The sequence below is a fragment of the Halorarius litoreus genome (genome assembly GCF_024362405.1).
Lineage (GTDB): Archaea > Halobacteriota > Halobacteria > Halobacteriales > Haloarculaceae > Halorarius > Halorarius litoreus.
Map to the genome: position 1 here is coordinate 2,972,592 of NZ_CP101454.1, position 15,686 is coordinate 2,988,277.

General features: G+C 68.1%; 18 protein-coding genes. 15 read left to right on the forward strand and 3 right to left on the reverse strand.

Annotation, left to right across the window (positions count from 1 at the left end; genetic code table 11):
• Positions 1-3: 3 nt before the first annotated feature.
• From NL126_RS15685 to NL126_RS15710, 6 genes are all read left to right on the forward strand, one after another.
• On the forward strand, positions 4-333 hold the full coding sequence (locus NL126_RS15685) for a 4Fe-4S dicluster domain-containing protein (protein ID WP_255195824.1): 330 nt from the start codon (positions 4-6) through the stop codon (positions 331-333).
• Between the two features lie 167 nt (positions 334-500).
• Entirely contained in the window at positions 501-1,355 is an 855-nt protein-coding gene (locus tag NL126_RS15690) for an electron transfer flavoprotein subunit beta/FixA family protein (protein WP_255195825.1), read from the forward strand.
• A gap of 2 nt (positions 1,356-1,357) precedes the next feature.
• Positions 1,358-2,998 (forward strand): electron transfer flavoprotein subunit alpha/FixB family protein, encoded by a 1,641-nt coding sequence (locus NL126_RS15695; RefSeq protein WP_350355459.1) that lies wholly within the window; start codon positions 1,358-1,360, stop codon positions 2,996-2,998.
• Complete coding sequence (locus NL126_RS15700; RefSeq protein ID WP_255195826.1) at positions 2,991-4,649, forward strand: FAD-dependent monooxygenase; 1,659 nt, start codon at positions 2,991-2,993, stop codon at positions 4,647-4,649. Before NL126_RS15695 ends, NL126_RS15700 begins: the two co-directional genes overlap by 8 nt.
• Before the next feature lies 1 nt (position 4,650).
• Positions 4,651-5,010, forward strand: a complete 360-nt coding sequence (locus NL126_RS15705; protein WP_255195827.1) for a DUF8055 family protein — start codon at positions 4,651-4,653, stop codon at positions 5,008-5,010.
• 51 nt (positions 5,011-5,061) lie between these two features.
• On the forward strand, positions 5,062-5,793 hold the full coding sequence (locus NL126_RS15710) for a GNAT family N-acetyltransferase (protein ID WP_255195828.1): 732 nt from the start codon (positions 5,062-5,064) through the stop codon (positions 5,791-5,793).
• Here NL126_RS15710 and NL126_RS15715 read toward each other — a convergent pair.
• The 3 genes from NL126_RS15715 to tmcA are packed head-to-tail and all read right to left on the reverse strand — an operon-like array spanning position 5,790 to position 8,753.
• On the reverse strand, positions 5,790-5,945 hold the full coding sequence (locus tag NL126_RS15715; protein WP_255195829.1) for a DUF8014 family protein: 156 nt from the start codon (positions 5,943-5,945) through the stop codon (positions 5,790-5,792). The two genes, NL126_RS15710 and NL126_RS15715, sit on opposite strands and share 4 nt — an antisense overlap.
• 38 nt (positions 5,946-5,983) lie before the next feature.
• Positions 5,984-6,481, reverse strand: a complete 498-nt coding sequence (locus NL126_RS15720; protein WP_255195830.1) for a DUF456 family protein — start codon at positions 6,479-6,481, stop codon at positions 5,984-5,986.
• Complete coding sequence (tmcA, locus tag NL126_RS15725) at positions 6,474-8,753, reverse strand: tRNA(Met) cytidine acetyltransferase TmcA (protein WP_350355460.1); 2,280 nt, start codon at positions 8,751-8,753, stop codon at positions 6,474-6,476. Before tmcA ends, NL126_RS15720 begins: the two co-directional genes overlap by 8 nt.
• A 24-nt stretch (positions 8,754-8,777) precedes the next feature.
• On the opposite strand from tmcA, the gene NL126_RS15730 reads away from it, so the two are divergent.
• The 9 genes from NL126_RS15730 (at position 8,778) to NL126_RS15770 (ending at position 15,654) form a co-directional block, all read left to right on the forward strand.
• Entirely contained in the window at positions 8,778-9,797 is a 1,020-nt protein-coding gene (locus NL126_RS15730) for an NADP-dependent oxidoreductase (RefSeq protein ID WP_255195831.1), read from the forward strand.
• 267 nt (positions 9,798-10,064) lie between these two features.
• Positions 10,065-10,427 carry a 50S ribosomal protein L7Ae gene (gene rpl7ae, locus NL126_RS15735; RefSeq protein WP_255195832.1) on the forward strand — a complete coding sequence of 121 codons (363 nt, stop codon included), beginning with the start codon at positions 10,065-10,067 and terminating at the stop codon, positions 10,425-10,427.
• Positions 10,428-10,431: 4 nt separating this feature from the next.
• A complete protein-coding gene (locus tag NL126_RS15740) occupies positions 10,432-10,656 on the forward strand; it encodes a 30S ribosomal protein S28e (RefSeq protein WP_255195833.1) in 225 nt (74 codons plus the stop codon).
• Positions 10,656-11,081: a 50S ribosomal protein L24e gene (locus tag NL126_RS15745; protein ID WP_255195834.1), complete on the forward strand. Its 426-nt coding sequence runs from the start codon at positions 10,656-10,658 to the stop codon at positions 11,079-11,081. The genes NL126_RS15740 and NL126_RS15745 overlap by 1 nt, the downstream gene beginning before the upstream one ends.
• The gene (gene ndk, locus NL126_RS15750) at positions 11,078-11,557 is read left to right on the forward strand and encodes a nucleoside-diphosphate kinase (protein WP_255195835.1); all 480 of its coding nucleotides are present in this window, start codon (positions 11,078-11,080) and stop codon (positions 11,555-11,557) included. Before NL126_RS15745 ends, ndk begins: the two co-directional genes overlap by 4 nt.
• A 192-nt stretch (positions 11,558-11,749) precedes the next feature.
• Positions 11,750-12,382 (forward strand): Yip1 family protein, encoded by a 633-nt coding sequence (locus tag NL126_RS15755; protein ID WP_255195836.1) that lies wholly within the window; start codon positions 11,750-11,752, stop codon positions 12,380-12,382.
• Entirely contained in the window at positions 12,379-13,845 is a 1,467-nt protein-coding gene (locus tag NL126_RS15760; protein ID WP_255195837.1) for a COG1361 family protein, read from the forward strand. Before NL126_RS15755 ends, NL126_RS15760 begins: the two co-directional genes overlap by 4 nt.
• Positions 13,835-14,512, forward strand: a complete 678-nt coding sequence (locus NL126_RS15765; RefSeq protein WP_255195838.1) for an ABC transporter ATP-binding protein — start codon at positions 13,835-13,837, stop codon at positions 14,510-14,512. The genes NL126_RS15760 and NL126_RS15765 overlap by 11 nt, the downstream gene beginning before the upstream one ends.
• Positions 14,509-15,654 (forward strand): ABC transporter permease, encoded by a 1,146-nt coding sequence (locus tag NL126_RS15770; protein ID WP_255195839.1) that lies wholly within the window; start codon positions 14,509-14,511, stop codon positions 15,652-15,654. Before NL126_RS15765 ends, NL126_RS15770 begins: the two co-directional genes overlap by 4 nt.
• Positions 15,655-15,686: the final 32 nt, after the last annotated feature.

Sequence of the window (15,686 nt, forward strand, 5' to 3'; positions counted from 1 at the left end):
CACATGGCTATCGACCCGCAGTTCGAGGAGAACCGTGAAGTCGTCGAGCAGCACGATGGACACGACGTTTGGGGTCCTGTAGACGAACCGGAGACGCTCGGCATCCACGGAACGCATGTCGCCGTCGACTTCGACATCTGTCTCGCGGACGGGGCCTGTCTCGAGGACTGTCCGGTTGACGTGTTCGAGTGGGTCGACACGCCCGGCCACCCCGAGAGCGAACTGAAGGCCGACCCGGTCCACGAGGGCCAGTGTATCGACTGCATGCTCTGTGTCGACGTCTGCCCCGTGGACGCCATCGACGTCGACCCCGGCCGCGCGGGCCGGAAGTAAGTCGGCACGGTCGCCGTTCGCTACCACCGACTGCACGCTTTGCCCGCACCAGCAGTCAGGTAGCACCAGCTCACTCGTTTCTTGCCGCTTTTCGACCGCCGAGACGGCCGTCGGCGCAACAAAAGCTAAGAGTTGTCGGCAACATCCTCCCACGAGACGTGACATCCATGCACACGGTAACTCTGACCAAGGGCGTGCCGGACTTCCGCGAAGGGCAGGTGTCCTTCGACGAAGACGGCCATCTCGAACGCGGGAAGACGCCGACGGTGATGAATCCGAACGACAAACATGCGCTGCGCGCCGCGCTGCAGACGAAGGTGCGCAACGGGGGGACCCTCTCGGTGATGAGCATGGGGCCGCCGGGCTACAAGGAGGTGCTCGGCGAGGCGATGGAGTCGGTGTACGCCGACGACCTCTATCTGCTCTCGGACCGCGAGATGGCGGCGGCAGACACCTGGGCGACCGCTATCACGCTCTCGGCCGGGCTGGAGAAACTGGAGACGACACCGGACCTCGTGTTCGCGGGGTTCAAGACCGCTGACGGGGAGACGGGCCACACCGGCCTGCAAGCCTGCTGGTGTCAGGACTGGCCCATCATCACCCACGTCATCGCGCTCGACGTCGACGAGGAGGCGGGGATGGTCCGCGCCAAGCGCCTCGTCGAGGGCGACATCGAGGAGATCGAGACCGTCGAAGCGCCGATGCCCGCGTTCATCGTCTCGGACCCGGAGTTCGAGCCCACCTATCGGAAGGCGAACGACCGGCTCACCCTCAAGGACCTCCGCGCGGAGACGGCCGAGCGCGCCGAGGACTACGAGGACCACCTGACGGTGTGGGACCACGTGGACCTCAACCTCGACCCCGACTACATCGGGCTCGACGGCTCGCCCACGATCGTCTCCAGCGTTGACCCCATCCCGAAGGCACCTGCCGAGCGGGAGGCCACGATGGTCACGCCCGACGATAGCGAGGGGATGGCCGAAGTGTTCGACGAGATGACCGCGTTCGCGGGGGGTGACTGAACGTGACGCTCGACCCATCCGAGTACGACATCGCGGAGCTCGGCCCGGCCCTGAAGGACATCGAGGACGTCGAAGAACTCGAGGCGATTCTCGAAGCCGAGAAGGAGGGCGAGGACCGCAAGGGCGCCATCACTCTCATCGAGAGCCGCATCGAGAAGTTCTCGGGCGACGACGAGCCCGAACCGGAGGGCGACCTCGACCCGGCCGAGATGTCGCTCGCCGACATCGGGAACGCGGTGAAGGGTATGGACGACGTCGCGGACCTCGAGGCCCTGCTGGAGGCGGAGGAGGCCGGCGAGAACCGTGACGCGGCGAAGCGCCTCATCAACCAGCGAATCGACTCCGTCGAGGGGAGCGACGAGGAGGAGGGCGACGAGGCGGAAGAGCGCCTCTCGCCGGAGGAGCGACACCCCGACCTCGACCACCCCACCTCGGACAAGAAGCACGTCCGCGCACTCGAAGACGGCACCTACGCCGACATGTGGGTCTACTGCGAGACCCAGCAGGGCGAACTCATCGACGTCTCCCGCGAGATGCTCGGGAAGGCCCGCGAGCTGATGGACGACTACGCCGACGACTACGGCGACGAGGAAGACGTGGTCGCGGTGCTCATCGGCGACGACGTCGAGCGACTCGCAGAGGAGTGTATCAGCTACGGCGCAGACCGCGTCGTCTATCAGGAGGGGGCCGAACTCGAACGGTTCCGCCACAAGCCGTTCACCGAGATCTTCTGTGATATGGCGCGCGCCGACTACGACTGGAAGGCGTACGACGAACCCCGGTACGTGCTGTTCCCCGCGACGAACAACGGCCGTGACCTCTCCGCGCAGGTACAGGCCGAACTCGACTCGGGGCTCGCCTCCGACTGCTCGGGACTCTACATCGAGAACACGATCATCTCGAACCCCGTGAAGGTCGGCACCGCGGGCGACAAACGCGAGTTCGAGCGCGTGCTGCACATGAAGCGCCCGGACTTCTCCGGCTTCGAGTACTCGACCATCCTCTGTCTCGACAACCCCGACCGGGAGTTCCACCCACAGGGTGGCTCCGTCATCCCGGGGAGCTTCGAGATTCCCGAAGCGGACACGGAGCGACAGGGCGAAGTCGTCGAACACGAGGCGGAACTCGACGACGACTGGTTCCGCGTCGAGGTGACGGAGTTCGACACCATCGAGGGCGGCGTCGACCTTACCGGTCACGACGTCGTCGTCTGCATGGGCCGCGGCATCGGCGCGGACCCGACGAAGGGGATGGAACTCGGCCTCGAACTCACGAACGCCTTCGAGGACGCCGCGCTCGGCATCACCCGTGGCATCGTCACCTCCTCGTACGAGTTCGACGGCCACGTCGAGCAGTACGCGAAGGAGGAGCGACAGATCGGTGAGACCGGACAGGTGGTCGAACCGACGCTCTACATCGCCGCGGGTGTCTCGGGAGCCATCCAGCACAAGGTCGGGATGGACAACTCCGACACCATCGTCGCCATCAACACCGACCCCGACGCCGACATCCGGGACTTCTCGGACTACTTCATCGAGGGCGACCTGTTCGAGGTGCTACCCGCACTCATCGACTCGCTGGAGGGGGGCGAACTGAAACTGCCCGCGGCCGCTGACGGTGGCGAGGTGACCAGCGATGACTGACCGCGAGCACTACGAGGCGGTCGTCGTCGGCTGTGGTCCCGGTGGGGCCGCGGCCGCCGCCAAACTCGCAGATGCAGGCGTCGAGACGCTCGTCCTCGAGCGGGGTGTCGACGCCGGCGCGAAGAACGTCTCCGGCGGACTCATCTACGCCGAGGAGTCCGCGCCGTACACCATCGACGGGCTGTTCCCCGGCTTCCGTGACCACGCTGCGGAGCGCCCCATCACGGAGTACCAGATCCACAACATCGCGGGCAACAAGGTGAAGTCGTTCGACATCACCGACCTGCACGAACACGACACCGAGTGGTCCGACGCCGTCTTGCGCCGAAGAATGGACTCGTGGCTCGCCCAGCAGGTCCACGAGCGGACCCGCGAGACCGGTGGTGGCCTGCTCACCGACGTGCGCGTGAACGGCCTCCTCCGGGAGGGTGGCCGCATCGTGGGCGTCGAACTCGACGAACTCGACCCCATCGAGGCCGACGTGGTCATCGCCGCCGACGGCGTCAACAGCGAACTCGCGCGTGACGCGGGGCTGATGGACTGGGACGAACCCGACGAGTGGTTCCAGGGCGTGAAGGCCGTCGTCGACTGCCCGGACGTCGACGACCGGTTCGGCGTCGGCGACGGCGAGGGCGTCGCCCACCTGTTCTCCGGCGACCTGTTCGAAGGTGTCCGCGGTGGTGGGTTCCTCTACACGAACGAGGACTCGCTGTCGATCGGGACAGTGTTCCACCTCGACAGCCTCGTCGCCGAGGAAGCCGAGCCACACGAACTGCTCGACGCGCTCCTGACGCATCCGCTCTTGGCCGACTGGCTCGGTGACGAGTACCGCGAACGCGAGTACTCGGCGAAACTGGTACCCGACTCGAAGAAGGTCGCGCACCCGTCGCCGCACCGCGGTCGCCTCCTGCTCGTGGGCGACGCGGCCGGCCAGATGCAGGCACAGGGCCCCATCATCAAGGGGATGAACCACGCCGTCACCGCGGGCGCGCTCGCGGCCGAGGCGTTCGTCGAGGGGAAGCGCCGCAACGACACGGACTCCGCCGGCGACCGGTACGAGCAGAAGCTCAAGGACTCGGGAACGATGGGCAAGCTCCGGCCGAATCGCTACCGCGCAGTGAGCGCGGTCGGCGAGGGCGAGACGGTGACGAACCTCACCGACAGCCTCCTCGAATCGCCGGTCGGTCGGTTCGGGATTCGCCTGCTCGGCGGCCAGCTCGAACGGCTCTACAGCTCGCCGTTCCTCGCCGAGATGATTCCCGACACCCGGACGCCGTACGTGACGCTCCCGACGGTCATCGCCGAGGAGCTCGGCGAGCCTGTCGACGGCGTGAGTTCGGTCGAGCCGCCGTCGCTGGCCGACCGCATCGGCGAGCTCACCTACGACACGGACGTCGGCAACCCCCACATCGAGGTGCTCGACAACTCGTGGGCCGCGAGCGGTGCGGCGGTCAGCGCGTGTCCGGTGAGTGCACGTGGCTTCGGTGGCGGCTGCTACCGTGAGGAGGAGGTGAACACGAACGGCCACACCGAGCGCGTCGTGAGCCTCGACACGCAGCCGTGTGTGGAGTGCGGCACGTGTGCGGTCGTGGCGGACACGAAGTGGGAACATCCCCGCGGTGGCAAAGGTGTCGAGTACAAGGAGGGGTAGCGTGGACTACGGCGAGCGAATCGACGAGCTCGCTCGCCGGGCCGAGCAGGACCGAACGGCGTTCACGCCGCCACGCGACCCACCGGAGCCCGAGCGCGCGATGGCCTACCTTCGGGAGGGGTTCGGCGAGGCGGTCGCCCTCTACATCCACGCGCGGACGGGGGACGAACAGGTCCGGTTCAGCCACCGCGAGTTCGACCGGCTCGAACGCGCGATGAACGACTGGCTCGGGCTCTACACGGCCTGCTACGGCGTCGACTACCAGCCGGAGTTCACCGTTCGGGAGGCCGCAGAGCTGCTGATTCGAACACACCACATCGGCGACGTCGCTCAGCTGTTGACGAACGTGCCGGAGCGATAGGGACTGCCCCCGGCAAAAACTGTTAAGTGCTGTGTGGTGTTACCACGTCTCATGAAGTTCTCGGACGAACTGGAGTTCTCGCACCGTGACCGGAAAGACATCTACGAGTACATCGAGCGGTTCGGGACCGTCGACTACGAGGAGGCCCGGAAGGCCCTCGGGATGGAACCGGAGGCGTTCGGTGCGCACGTGACCGTCCTGAAGCGAGACGGAGTCGTCGACCGGCACGAGGACACACTCCAGATCGCGTTCGAGGACATCGACATCGAGACGTACAACTGCGACGGCATCGACGTGACCATCCGACAGGCCCACGAGGACGACCTCGCGGGGCTGGTCGACGCGATGCACGAGGCGCTCGCGGACAAGACGTACATCGTCGGAGAGAACTTCGCCGAGACCATCGAACACGAGAACGTCCTCCTCCGGCACAACGAAGTGAAGTCGCGGAACGTGTTCGTGGCGACCTCTGGCGGGAAAGTGGTCGGCTGGGTCCACCTCGACAACCCGGAGATGAGCGCGCTGGAACACACCGCCGAACTCACCGTCGGCGTCGTCGATAACTACCGGGGGAAGGGAATCGGCGACCGACTGCTCGACCGTGCGACCCGCTGGGCCGCCGAGAACGACATCGAGAAGCTGTACAACTCGGTGCCCGCGACCAACGAGCGGGCCATCGGCTTCCTCGAGGGGCACGGCTGGGAGACCGAGGCGGTCCGCGAACAGCACTACCGCATCGGCGACGACTACGTCGACGAGGTGATGATGGCGGTCTGGACCTAAGACCAGTCCTCGACGTCGAGCGGCTCTGCAACCACACCCTCTTTTTGGACCGCAACGCGGCCGTGAGCGGTGCACACGTCCTCGTTCTCGGCCCACGGGATGTGGAGCCGGACCGCGGCCTCGCGCGTGCAGCCCTCGCGTGCACACTCCATGGGTGCTGGTTCGAGCGAGTCGAAGAAAGGGGTTGCCCTCACAGCAGGATGACGACCAGCATCGCGAGGAGCATCGTCCCGGTCAACAGCGCCTGCACGACCGCGGAGGCGAGCATTCCGACGGTCGTGTACGCGGTCGCCCGCAGGCTCGCCTCCACGTCCTCGTTCTCGCGGTATTCGAGCACGAACACCGTGCCGCCGATACCGATGACGACGCCGAGCGGCCCGGCGACGAACAGGAGCAACAATCCGACCACGGCCGCGACGACAGTCGTGGTGGTCGACGCCCCGCCGGCTTTGGCGGCCGCCGCGCCACCGAACCAGTCGGCCAGCAGCGCGAGGACGCCGAGGCCCACCAGCGCGACGAGCACCAGCGCGCTCGGCCGTGTGAACCCGGACTGCCACCAGTAGAACAGCACGCCGACGATGGAGAGACTCGCGCCGGGGAGCCCCGGGAGGATGCTGCCTATCACTCCTGCGGCGAGCAACAGGAGCGTGACGAGCGGCACCAGTGCGAGGCCGAGCACCTCAGTCATAGCGGGCTGCCTCCTCGAGCGCGGCGTCGGTGCCGTACTCGCGGACGAGCGGTTGGAGGACGTCCCCGAACGTCCGCATACACTCGCGACGTGAGACGAACCCCAGCTCCTCGGCGACCGCGTCCCACTCGCGAGCCTGCAGCGGCTTGCGGACCAGCAGCCGTGCCGCGCGGGTGCCGGGGTCGACGCGGCCGTCGACGAGCGCCCGGAGTGCGACCACGCCGAACGGGCGGGGCGCGGCGTCGTACAGTCCCGAGCCGAACGCCGCGGCCGCGACGACCCGCCACTCTCGCTCCGTGCAGTCGAGCGGGACCGTCGCGTCTGTCGCGGCGAGCGTGCCCGCCACGACGTCCGGGTCGCAGTCGTCGAGCGGGTCCGCGAGGACGCTCCGGATGCGTCGCACCAACCAGTCGGCGCTGCGGTCGTGCAGGGTCTCGCCCGCGTCCGAGAGCGGGTCGACCATGAGCGCCGAGTACTCGCCGGAGGTCGCGTTTCGCGTCGTGGAGAGGTGGACCGTCCGGTAGCCGTTGTCCCCCCAGAACCGCAGGAGGTCGGGGGTCGCGCCGAACCCGACGGAGAGGTAGTCCACTCTCTCGGTGACCTCCGCGCGTATCTCGTGGAGGAGCCGCGAGCCGAGCCCCCGCGAGCGGACGGCGTGGTGGGTGGCGATGCGCACGACCCGGAGCCCCTGTGGCGCGCCGGCGTCGGGGTCTCGGAGCTGCGAGGTGAGCACGTCGGGGATCATGTTCCCCCTGATGCGTTCGCCCTCGTACATCGCCTCGCGGGTCTCGGCCGGGAGGTTCCCCTCCCACGCGAGCAGTGCCACGGCGACGACGTGTCCGTCGTGGCGGAGGGCTCGCACGTCAAGGTTCGGTGCGTCGAGCAGGCGAGCGAGGTCATCGGGTTCCGTCCGGTAGTGTGCGGCGACGAGCAGGCCGAACGCCTCCCGAAGGAGGTGCTCGTCTGCAGCGAGCGTCTCGGAGGCGAGTTCGGCGTAGTCGACGTCGTCGACCGCGACGTCCTCGACGAGCTGGTCGGCAGCCGGGGTCGCATCGAGCATGAGGACTCTGAACACCCACGTCTCGACCGGGTCGTCCGGTGCGTACCGGATGGGTTCGACCATCGAGATCTCGTGGACGTCACGGTCGCTCTCTGTGAGGTGGTCGCGGAACCGGACCGAGAACCCCCGCCCGGCGCCCTCGTAGCCGTGGACCGTCGTCGTGTACGCGACGGGACGGTCGCCCTCGGCGTAGGTCGCGAGCAGCCGCACCGGGAGTGCGGCGGCCTCGTCGACGACGAGCGCGTCGGCCGTCGCGTCGGTGGCGTCGGGAGGTCGCTCGAACCAGACGCGGCCCCTCGCGTTCGACCGAACCTCGTGGGCGTCCTCGTCCCACTCGTCGAGCGCACCGAGAGCGTCCAGCAGTTCGGCGGCACGCTCGAAGACGGCTGCCGCGTTGCGGTAGCCCGGGGCCGTCACGAGCACGTCCGCGCCCTCGGACGCGAGTGCCCCAGCGGCGAGCCCCGCGGCGCTGGATTTCCCACGACCACGGTCGGCTTCGACGACCACGGCGGCGTTGGGCTCGCGGAGCGCTTCGAGTGCCTGCACGGCCGCGACCTGGTCGCCGGTTAGGCAGGCGGCGTACGCCTCGGGTGGGAACGTGTGGTTGTCTGGTGCGCTTGGCGCTCGGGCCTGGATTCGGGGTGCTGGCTCCGTGAGGCCGTCGCGCTCCACGTGGCCGGAATCCGCGTTCACGATGGCGATGCCCGGGTGGACTCGGAGCGTGTCGACGACCCGGTGGCGGAAGTGGTCGGTGACGCCGTCGAGCCCGAACGGTGGGACGACGAGTCGCTCGTCGAAGTCGTCGCGGCGGTCCGGCCACTCGTCGAGCGGCGGGGTCAGGAGGACGAGCAGGCCGCCGCCGTCGACGGCCCCGACGGCCCGGCCGAGCGCGTTCGGCGGGAAGGCGTCGTGGGCGTCGAGGACGACGGCCTCGCGGGTCCGGCCGAGCAGTTCGCTCGACTGGCGGGGTGAGAGGTGTTCGGCGTGGAAGAGGTCGGCCTCGGAGACGACGGTGATACCCGAGCCGTGGACGTCGGTGAGCGCGGCCTCACAGGCGTCGTAGGTCGCCGCCCGCTCGCCGGCGATGACGAGCACGCGCCGCTCGTTCGTGGCGGCGGCTTCCTCGCGGAGGGCGGTGGCGACCGCGTGCATGCCCGCGTCGAGGACCGGAGGCGAAAAGGGGCTGTCGGTCGCCGTGGGGCCAAGGCTCATACCTGCCCCGCCTGTGGCCGAGGTATGGAGTCACGCCAGTGGATTCTCGACTCGCGACCGACCGGCGAACCGACGATGGAGAACTTCGAACTCGAGACGGTCGAACTCCCCGACCTCGGGGCGCGCGAGGTGCTCGTGCGGACGCTCTATCAGTCGGTCGACCCCTACATGCGGGGCCGGATGCGCGACGCGGAGTCCTACGCCGAGCCGTGGGATGTCGGCGAGCCGATGAAGGCCGGTGTGGTGGGTGAGGTCGTCGACAGCGAGCACCCGACGTTCGACCAGGGGGACGTCGTCACCGGCGAACTGCTGTGGGCCGACTACGCCGTCGCGGACGGTGACGAGCTTCGAGGGGTGAACCCATCGCTCGCACCCGTCTCGACGGCGCTCGGGGTGCTCGGGATGCCCGGCGTGACGGCGTACTACGGCCTGCTCGACGTGGGCGACCCGTCGCCGGGCGAGACCGTGGTGGTGAACGCCGCTGCGGGCGCGGTCGGGAGCGTCGTCGGGCAGGTCGCCAAACTCGCCGGCTGTCACGTCGTCGGCATCGCCGGCGCCGACGAGAAGATCGAGTGGCTGGAGGACGAGCTCGGGTTCGACGCCGGCATCAACTACAAGACCGAGGACGTTCGGTCGCGGCTGCAGGCGGAAACCGACGGCGTCGACGTCTACTTCGACAACGTCGGCGGCGACGTGACGGACGCCGTGTGGCCCCTGCTCAACGTTCGCTGTCGCGTGGTCGTCTGCGGGCAGATATCGCTCTACAACGCGACCGAGACGCCGGTCGGACCCCGAAAGCTGGGTCAGCTCATCACGACCCGTGGGACGGTCGAGGGCGTGCTCGTTCGCGACTACGCCCCCGAGCGGTGGGCCGAGGCCATCTCCCAGCTCGGTGAGTGGGTCGGGTCGGGCGACCTCGGATATCGAGAGAACGTCGTCGAGGGGCTGGAGAACGCCCCAGATGCGTTCCTCGGACTGTTCGAGGGTGTGAACGTCGGCAAACAGCTCGTGCAGGTCGCCGAGGCCGAGTACGCCGACATCTGACCTCGGGCTGCTTGTCAGCGGCGTCGTGTTTTATCTGTTGGGAACAGAGGAGTTGTCCGCGACCTCGTAGGCCGTGTGCCGGCGTGACACCCGCACGAGCGTTCAAAAGCCCTTTTATGCCCCGCCTCTCTACGACAGAGTACAGCCGACACGGGGTTGTGATGCCCCTAGCCAAGGACTTGCGTGGTACGGGCAACTGTGCCGCGAGAACCGCGCTGCGGTTCGGAGGCGGGGGGGCGCGAGCCCGCGTGTCGGAGGTGAACATCAATGAGTGTGTACGTAGACTACGACGTACCCGCAGACCTCGCAGAGGACGCCCTCGAGGCGCTCGAGGTTGCCCGGGACACCGGCACGGTAAAGAAAGGAACGAACGAGACGACGAAGGCGGTCGAGCGAGGCAACGCAGAGCTCGTCGTCATCGCGGAGGACGTCAGCCCGGAGGAGGTCGTCATGCACCTTCCCGAGCTCGCCGCGGAGAAGGACATCCCGTACATCTTCGTCGAGAGCCAGGACGACGTCGGCCACGCCGCCGGCCTCTCCGTCGGCTCCGCTGCCGCCGCCATCACGGACGCCGGCGAGGCAGTGAACGACGTCGAGGACATCGCCTCGAAGATCGAGGAGCTCCAGTAGACCCATGTCCGCTGAAGAGGAGGGGAACGACGCCACGTCCGCCGAGGTCATCGAGGTCGTCGGCAAGACCGGCATGCACGGTGAGGCCATGCAGGTCAAGTGCCGCATCCAGGAGGGCGAGAACCAGGGCCGCATCATCACGCGGAACTGTCTCGGCCCGGTGCGCGTCGGCGACGTCATCCAGCTCCGAGAGACCGCACGCGAAGCCGACTCCATCGGAGGTCAGTAATGCCCCGAACGCGAGAATGTGACTTCTGTGGCGCGGACATCGAGCCCGGGACGGGCACGATGCTCGTGCTGAACGACGGCAGCACCCACCACTTCTGCTCCGCGAAATGCGAGAAGAACGTGGACCTCGGTCGCGAGGCCCGCGAACTCGAGTGGACCGCCCAGGCCCGTGCCCAGGGCGCCGCTCGCGCCGCGAAGCAGCAGCAGGAGGAACCCGAGGCCGAGGAGGCCGAGGAGGAGGAACCGGCCGCCACGCCCGACCTCGAAGACGCCGAAGCCGAGGAGGCCGAGGCTGACGAGGAGAGCGAGGCAGAGGACGAGGCGGAGGCCGAGGAGGCCGACGCCGAAGAGGAAGATGCTGACGCCGAGGAAGCTGACGAGGCTGACGAGGCCGAAGCTGACGCGGACGAGGACGACGAGGAATGAGCCACCACGACGAGCGCACGTTCGTGATGGTGAAGCCCGACGGCGTCCAGCGTGGTCTCATCGGGGACATCGTCTCCCGGTTCGAGGACCGCGGGCTGAAGCTCGTCGGCGCGAAGTTCATGCAGATCGACGAGGAGCTCGCCCACGAGCACTACGGTGAGCACGAGGGCAAGCCCTTCTTCGAGGGCCTCGTCGAGTTCATCACTTCCGGGCCCGTCTTCGCGATGGTCTGGGAGGGCGCGGACGCCACTCGGCAGGTCCGCAAGATGATGGGCGAGACCGACCCCGCAGACTCCGCTCCCGGCACGATTCGGGGCGACTACGGGCTCGACCTCGGCCACAACGTCATCCACGGCTCGGACCACGAGGACGAGGGCGCGAACGAGCGCGAAATCGCGCTGTTCTTCGACGAGGACGAACTCGTCGACTACGACCTCGACACCTCGGCGTGGGTGTACGAAGACGAGAGTCACTGAGCGCGGCTCCGTCCGCGCGGCCTGAGTCTCGTTCGAGCAGAGGACGAGAGTCACTGAGCACTCTCGATTTCTTCCACGTTTCGACGTCCGAGCCGCTGCTGTGGCCAGTCGGCCCCGTCCTGAATCACCCGCCCATAGCCGGGTGAGGTCGTGTGCGTAGATTGAAGTGTACTTCACGCGTGCCACCAGCATATGCTAGACCTTCTGTTCAATCCCGACGAGTTCTTCCGCCAGCGGGCGGACGACCCCGGGATGCTGCCGCCGCTGGGCATCCTCCTGCTCATCGGCATCATCGGTGCCGCCGGTTCGGTCCCCGCCCTCCAGGCGACGTTCGCGGCCCTCCCGCAGGAAGCACAGGCGTTCAGTTTCGTCGGCTACATCAGCGCCGGCGTCGGGGCCATCGTCGGCCCGTTCGTCCGGTGGCTGCTGTTCGCCGGGGCGTTTCAGATCATCTCTGCGGTACTGTACGACGCCGAGACGGGGTCGTTCCGTGACACGCTCGCCCTGACCGGCTGGGGGTTCGTCCCCGCGATCTTCGCGACCATCGTCTCCGCCGTCGTCGCGTTCGTCGTCTTCTCGGGCATCGCGTTCCCCGCCGACCCCCAGCAGATTCAGCCGTTCATCCGGGAACTTCGCAATCGCCCCGAGTTCCTCGTCGCCTCGCTGCTCGGCATCGTCTTCCTGCTCTGGTCGGGGTTCCTCTGGACGTTCGCCGTGAAGCACGTCCGCGGGCTGAGCCAGCGTGAGGCCGCTATCACCGTCGGAATCCCCGTCGCGATTGCCCTGCTCTGGCGGCTCTCACAGAGCTTCGGGGTGATGCTGTGACGCGGCTGCGCACACTCCTCCTCGTTCTGCTGCTCGTCCTGCCGGCGTCGGCCGCGGTCGTCACCGCCCAGGAGGCACAGGTCACCATCAGCGGGGTCGAGGTGTCGCCCGCCCCGGCGATCGTCGGCGAGACCGTGACCGTCGCGCCGACCATCGTCAACCAGCAGTCGAGCAGTTCGTCGTTCGAGGTGCAGCTCGTGAAGGTCCGCGGGCTCTCCGAGGACACCGCGCGGGGTGCGGACGACGTGCGCGAACTCGGGACGCTCACTCCCGGGTCGAGCGTCCGCGTCCCCTTCGACATCACGTTCAAGCAGGCCGGAGTCCACCGGTTCCGGATCGAGGTCGTGGGTGAAGACGACAGCGGCGAGAGCATCCGGCTCGAGTATCCGGTGACGGTGAAGGTGCGCGACGACCACCCCGACGTCTCCATCCGCGCCGATGCGACACTCACGACCGGGTTCGCCGAACGGGTCAACGTCACCGTCTCGAACGGGTTCGACCGAGAGATTCGCAGCGTCGACGTTCAGCTCTCGGGCGACCAACTGCAGGTCAGACAGGTGAGCGACGGCGCGCCGCGCATCGAGAGCGGGTCGGCAGAGCGGTTCGCCTTCGACGTCCGGACCGACCGCGCCGGGGTGTGGACGGCGACCGCGACGGTCACCTACCGCACCTCGACGGGGCTCGAACGGACCGTGACCGAACAGCGGAGCCTCGAGTTCGAGGCGCTCCGGGAGGACGTGACCGTCGACGCCGAGGTGCCCCCCGAGGGCCAGCTCTCGGTGCCCGTCACGGTCGGGAACTTCGGGAACGCCCCCATCGAGAACGTCGTCATCCGCGGCGAGGCGACGAACGGGAGCATCGTCCCCGTCGCGGTCGGAACCATCCCCGCGGGCTCGACCCGAACGGTTCGGCTCAACGTCTCGGACGTGGAGACGCGCGCCGACGTCACGGTGCGTACCACCTACGACCTCGGTGACAGACAAGGGACGGTCACGGCCACCTCGCGGGTCGTCGCGCCGGCCGACGTCCCCGGCGAGATCGAACTCACCGGGCTGGATGTCGAGCCCGAGGACGGGGCGCTCCACATCACCGGGGCGGCGAGCAACGTCGGCCTCCGACAGGTCGACAGCGTCATCGTCCGGGTTCGCGACACCGACGGCGTCCGCGGGGTCGCGCCCAACCGCGAGTACTTCGTCGGGAGCGTCCCCGCCAGCGACTTCGTCTCGTTCGACGTGTACGCCAGCGTCGAGGGCGACGTCTCGGAGATCCCGCTGACCGTGACGTATCTCGCCGACGGCGAGCGCCGGACGCTGGAGACGAGCGTGCCGTACGAGCCGTCGTCGGAGCCGGTCGAACCCGACGCCGGCGGTGGGCCGGGAACGCTGGTGTTCGTCGCGGGCGGTGCGGTCGCCCTGCTCGTACTCGCGGTCGTCGTCGTGGGGTGGCGCAACCGTGACCGCTAGCGACGAGCGCGTCGTCGAGGCGCGCGGCCTCGTCAAGCGGTACGAGAGCGGTGAGGGGTATCTGGAGGCGCTGAAGGGCGTCGACATCGACATCGAGCCCGGCGAGTTCATCGCCATCATGGGGCCGTCGGGCAGCGGGAAGTCGACGCTGCTGAACGTGCTGGGTCTGCTCGACGAACCCACGGAGGGGACCGTCAAACTCGATGGCGAGGACGTGACGACGCTCTCGGACCGCGAGAAGACGCTCGCGCGAAAGCGGACCATCGGCTTCGTGTTCCAGAACTTCTACCTGATTCCCACGCTCACCGCGTTAGAGAACGTCGAGGTGCCCGCGTTGCTCGACCGCGACCCCCAGACCCAGGCACGGGCGACCTCGCTTCTGGAGCGCGTCGGCCTCGGCGACCGGCTCGACCACAAGCCCTCGGAGCTCTCCGGGGGGCAGAAACAGCGGGTCGCCATCGCTCGCTCGCTCGTCAACGAACCCCGGCTGTTGCTCGCTGACGAGCCGACCGGGAACCTCGACCGCGCGACTGGCAGACAGGTGCTCGAGGAGTTCGAGCGCATCAAGGAGGAGGGGGTTGCCGTCGTCGCGGTCACCCACGACCCGCAGGTGCCCGAGTTCACCGACCGCACCATCACCATCGTCGACGGGATGCTCGAGCGATGAGCCTGCTCGACGGTCTGTATCGGCGGTTCCCGACGGCGCTGATGGCCCGGCGCAACCTCTCGCGCACCACGGCCCGGACGGTGCTGGCGATGCTCGGCATCGTCATCGGCGTCGTCGCCATCGCCTCACTCGGCGTGTTCGGCTCGGTGCTCCAGACCGCTGCCGTGGGGTCGCTGGGCGACATCGGCAACCAACTCATCGTCTCCCCGAACGCCGAGGAGGGCGTTCGGAGTCTGACGGACCGCGACGTGCGGGCCATCCGCCGCGCGGCCGAGGGCGCGACGGTCGTCCCACTCAAGCAGACGCAGGTTCAGCTCACCTACGGCGGGCAGACGACGTTCACGACGGCGTACGGCATCGAGAACCCGGCGGACGCCTACACGGCGAGACAGGGCCGTATCCCCGACCCCCTTCGGAACGGAGCGCTCGTCGGTGCGGCGCTCGCCGACCGGCTCGACATCCGCGAGGGGAACAGCATCACGGTCGACAACCGGACGTACCGGGTGCGCGCGGTGCTCGAACCGCAGGGGGGCTTCTCGCCTGTGAACGTCGGCGGTTCGGTCATCGTTCCCCCGAGCGCGGTCAACACGACGGGGTTCCAGCAGGTGGTCGTCACCGCAGAGACCGGCGAGGCCGCCAACGCCACGGCAGAGTCCATCCGCGCGGACCTGAACGATCGGGAGGAGCGCGTGAGCATCTTCGAGTTCGCGCAGATCACCGACCAGATCGGGTCGTTCTTCGACACGCTCTCGCTGTTCCTCATCGGCATCGGCTCCATCTCGCTCGTCGTCGCCGGCGTCAGCATCCTCAACGTGATGCTGATGTCGACCATCGAGCGCCGGGGCGAGATCGGCGTCCTCAGAGCCGTCGGGTACCAGCGGATGGACGTCCTCAAGATTCTCCTCACGGAGGCGATGTTGCTCGGGCTGGTCGGCGGGCTCGTGGGGGTCGTCCTCAGCGTCGGCGCGGGCGCGGTCATCGCCGAGTTCGCGCTCGGCGACCCACTGCTGGCGCTCCAGCCCGGCAACGTCGTGTTCTACCTTGCGGCGCTCGCGTTCGGCGTCCTCACGAGCGTCATCTCGGGGCTGTATCCGGCGTGGAAAGCCGCGAAGGAGCGGCCGGTCGACGCCCTGCGCGGGTGACTCGTCCGCCCCGAAAGCTTTCACCCTCTCCG